Origin of the sequence: Methylocaldum sp., from assembly GCF_039794385.1 — a bacterium.
GTDB lineage: Bacteria > Pseudomonadota > Gammaproteobacteria > Methylococcales > Methylococcaceae > Methylocaldum.
In genome coordinates this window covers 1-3,750 of the sequence record NZ_JBDIVO010000406.1, presented here as the reverse complement: position 1 = coordinate 3,750, position 3,750 = coordinate 1, and the positions used below count along the sequence as shown (strand labels likewise).

General features: G+C 64.6%; 5 protein-coding genes. All 5 read left to right on the top strand.

Annotated features, from left to right (window positions below; genetic code table 11):
* Positions 1-101 precede the first annotated feature (101 nt).
* Positions 102-689 carry a hypothetical protein gene (locus ABJK70_RS21700; protein ID WP_156881878.1) on the top strand — a complete coding sequence of 196 codons (588 nt, stop codon included), beginning with the start codon at positions 102-104 and terminating at the stop codon, positions 687-689.
* 12 nt (positions 690-701) lie between these two features.
* Positions 702-1,307 (top strand): cob(I)yrinic acid a,c-diamide adenosyltransferase, encoded by a 606-nt coding sequence (gene cobO / locus ABJK70_RS21695; protein ID WP_077731376.1) that lies wholly within the window; start codon positions 702-704, stop codon positions 1,305-1,307.
* Positions 1,308-1,320: 13 nt separating this feature from the next.
* Positions 1,321-2,061, top strand: a complete 741-nt coding sequence (gene bluB / locus ABJK70_RS21690; protein WP_347259104.1) for a 5,6-dimethylbenzimidazole synthase — start codon at positions 1,321-1,323, stop codon at positions 2,059-2,061.
* A gap of 66 nt (positions 2,062-2,127) precedes the next feature.
* Complete coding sequence (locus ABJK70_RS21685) at positions 2,128-3,414, top strand: cobyrinate a,c-diamide synthase (protein ID WP_347259103.1); 1,287 nt, start codon at positions 2,128-2,130, stop codon at positions 3,412-3,414.
* A partial coding sequence (locus ABJK70_RS21680) for an ABC transporter substrate-binding protein (RefSeq protein WP_347259102.1) occupies positions 3,411-3,750 on the top strand: 340 nt, incomplete at its 3' end. The genes ABJK70_RS21685 and ABJK70_RS21680, both read left to right, overlap by 4 nt.

The following is a 3,750-nucleotide window of genomic DNA, read 5'->3' as shown; positions in this document are numbered from 1 at the left end:
GTCGAAGGGCTAACCCGCCCTACATTCCGGGAGCGACTTTTACGACATCCTCGTCGGGGATGAGCGCCCGGCACAACTAACTACAACCATGGAGATCCGACATGCATGACACGACATCGAAGAACGTTTGGTCTATCGCCCTGGGGCTGGCCGTACTCATGGCCGCTACCCGCAGCCACCATTTCGCGAGCATCACTCATTTGCCCGACGCGTCGTGGGCGGTCTTCTTCCTCGCCGGTTTCTATCTGCGCTCGGTCTGGGCTTTCCCGGCCTTGCTCGGGCTGGCTGTGGTCAGCGATTACGTGGCCATTACTTGGTTGGGCGTCAGCGATTTCTGCGTCAGCCCGGCCTACGGATTCCTTTTGCCGGCCTACGCCGCATTGTGGCTGGCGGGCCGCTGGTACGCGCGCCGTTACCATTTCCGGTTCTCCACCCTGCCGTTGCTGGCCTTGGCTCTGGTGACCGGTGCCGCAATCTGCGAACTCCTGACCAGCGGCGGTTTTTACTTCTTCTCCGGGCGTTTTGAGGAAACCAGCTTCGCCGAATTCGGCGCACGGCTGGCCCGATACTTCCCGCATGCGCTGGAAGGCATTGCGCTGTACATCACGGCGGCAATCCTGGTTCATCTGGCCTTCGGCTTGGCCAGACCTGGGCGGTCCGCTGAAGACGACGGACGTCAGGCGCACTGACGCAGGTCCCCCATGTCGGATTCGTCGCGAGAGGAACGCCACCGCCGGCGGATGGCGCGCAAGAAGGCGGTCGTCGACAGCGCCATCGCACTAGCCACGCTGGACAAGGGCCTGCTGTTGGTCCTCACCGGCAACGGCAAGGGCAAGTCCTCTTCCGCGTTCGGCATGGTCGCCCGCGCTCTGGGGCACGGCATGAAGGTGGGCGTGTGCCAGTTCATCAAGGGCCGTTCGGATACCGGGGAAGAGGCCTTCTTCCGGCGGCAACCGGACGTGGAATGGCGGGTGCTGGGCGAGGGTTTTACCTGGGAGACGCAGGACCTCGAACGGGATACCGCCGTCGCCCGCGAGGGCTGGGAAACAGCCCGCGCCATGCTCACCGATCCGGGTTATGGACTCGTGGTTCTGGATGAACTCACCTATCCCCTGAAATACGGTTATCTGGACATCGAGAGGGTGCTGATGGATCTTGCTGCGCGCCCGCCCATGCAGCACGTGGTGGTTACCGGGCGCGGCGCGCCGCAAGGGCTGATCGACGCCGCGGACACCGTGACCGAGATGCGCGATGTCAAGCATGCCTATGGGGCCGGCGTGCGGGCGCAAGCCGGCATCGATCTCTAATGACGGAATACCAATGACGGAACATCGCTACCCGGACGACGACCGTGTCGCGATTTACCGGGTCATCCGGGAACGGCGCGACACCCGCCATTTCCGCCCCGGCGCGATCGATCCGGCGGTATTGCAGCGGCTGCTCGAAGCCGCTCGCTTCGCTCCCTCCGTGGGTTACATGCAGCCCTGGCGATTCATACGCATCACCGATCCGTCGCTTCGCCGCGCCATCCATGCTTTGGTAAGGGCGGAATGCGAAGAGACCGCCGCGGCCTGCGGCGAGCGGGCGGAAGCGGTGCGGCGCCTGAAGCTCGAAGGCATCCTGGAGTGCGGCGAACTGCTGGTCGCAGCGCTGACCGAGGGACGCGAACGTTATATTCTGGGCCGGCGCACGCTGCCGGAGATGGATTTGTGTTCGGTCGCCTGCGCCATTCAGAACCTGTGGCTCGCCGCTCGCGCGGAAGGGCTGGGGATGGGCTGGGTCTCGCTGTTCGAACCGGACGAATTGGCCCAATTGCTGAATCTGCCGGAGGGCGCCCGGCCGGTGGCGGTGCTCTGCCTGGGGCATGTGGACGCCTTCTATCCGGAACCCTTGCTGGAAACGGTAGGCTGGGACACGCGCCGCCCGGCGGAAGAGACCGTTTTCGAGAACGGCTGGGGCCGACCCGCGAAGCTGCCTAAGAGGGTGTGTGAGAAGCGTAGCGAGCGGCCCGAGGGCAAGGAGCCCGGAGCGCAGAAACCGGAGTGTACGAGTGGTACATGAGGACTTCGAGCACCGCGCGACGCCGCCATCGGGTCGCGCAGTAGCTTCTCACACACCCTCTAAGCCATGAGCCGCTGTCCCGCTCTCTTGATCTCCGCGCCCGCCTCGGGCCAGGGCAAGACCACCGTCACGGCGGGTCTCGCCCGGCTGTACGCCCGCCAGGGCCGAAGGGTACGGGTGTTCAAGACCGGGCCCGACTTCCTCGACCCGATGGTGTTGGAGAAGGCAAGCGGCGCGCCGGTTTATAACCTCGACCTATGGATGTGCGGCGAATCTCATTGCCGCCGCCTATTGCACGAAGCGGCCGGCGATGCCGATCTGATCCTGGTCGAAGGCGTGATGGGGCTTTACGACGGCACGCCCTCCAGCGCCGATCTCGCGGCTTTGTTCGGCATTCCCGTCCTGGCGGTGATCGACGCTTCCGCGATGGCCCAGACCTTCGCCGCCGTTGCCCACGGTCTTTCCACGTTTAACAAGGATCTGCCGTTCTCGGGCGTGCTGGCCAACCGGGTCGGCAGCGAGGGGCATGCGGAGCTGTTGCGCGCCGGCTTGCCCGATCCTGCCGTCTGGCGCGGGGCCTTGCTGCGCGAGGCGGATTTCTCGTTGTCGGAGCGCCACCTGGGCCTCCACCCTGCGGAAGAAATCGCCGACCTCGAAGCCCGTATCGACGCCGTGGCCGATGCGCTGGAAGGTACGCCGCTGGCCGAATTGCCGCCGCCGGCGGAGTTCTCGTCGATCGAATCCGAAGTTCCGATCGGCCCGCTGGCAGGCGTGACGATCGCGGTGGCGCGCGATGCCGCTTTCTGCTTTCTCTATCCGGCCAATCTCGATACCTTGCGCGCCCTGGGCGCGAACCTGGCGTTCTTTTCGCCGCTGGCGGATAGCGCTTTGCCCGAAGCCGATGCCGTCTGGCTGCCGGGCGGCTACCCGGAACTGCACCTCGACCGGCTGGCCGCCAACCGGGCCATGAAGGAAGCGCTGCGCAGCCACCATTCGGCGGGCAAGCCCATCCTCGCCGAATGCGGGGGCCTTTTGTATCTCCTGGAAACGCTTGCCGATTCCCAAGGGCATCGGGCCGAGATGGCAGGGCTGCTGCCCGGCCGCTCCGTCATGCAGACGCGGCTGGCCAATCTGGGGCTGCACGGGCTGGAGCTGCCTGAAGGTAGCCTGCGCGGTCATACCTTTCATCATGCCCGGGCGGAGGTGGATCTCGCGCCCTTCGCCAACACCTTTGCCGCGAAGGGCCACGGCCAGCCCGAAGCCGTTTACCTGGACAGGCGCTTGATGGCTTCCTTTTTGCATCTTTACTTTCCATCGAATCCCGCCGCCGTGGCGGCTCTTTTTGCGTCATGAATCCGAAACTGCTGCCGGAACGCATCGTCTGCCTGACCGAGGAAACCACGGAGACGCTCTATTTATTGGGCGAGGAACACCGCATCGTCGGCATTTCCGGATTTACCGTGCGGCCGCCGCGAGCGCGCAAGGAAAAGCTCAAGGTCTCCGCCTTCACCAGCGCCAAAATCGACAAGATCTTGGATTTGCAACCCGATTTGGTGCTGGGTTTTTCCAATCTGCAGGCGGATATCGCCCGCGACCTGATCAAGGCGGGCGTAACGGTGCACGTGTTCAACCACCGTTCGGTGGACGGGATTCTCGCCATGATCCGCACGCTGGGCGCACTGGTGGGGG

Bases quoted from the DNA above. Each gene is read 5' to 3' on its own strand.
- ABJK70_RS21685 (WP_347259103.1), top strand. From the start codon at position 2,128: ATGAGCCGCTGTCCCGCTCTCTTGATCTCCGCGCCCGCCTCGGGCCAG.
- bluB (WP_347259104.1), top strand. From the start codon at position 1,321: ATGACGGAACATCGCTACCCGGACGACGACCGTGTCGCGATTTACCGG.
- ABJK70_RS21700 (WP_156881878.1), top strand. From the start codon at position 102: ATGCATGACACGACATCGAAGAACGTTTGGTCTATCGCCCTGGGGCTG.
- cobO (WP_077731376.1), top strand. From the start codon at position 702: ATGTCGGATTCGTCGCGAGAGGAACGCCACCGCCGGCGGATGGCGCGC.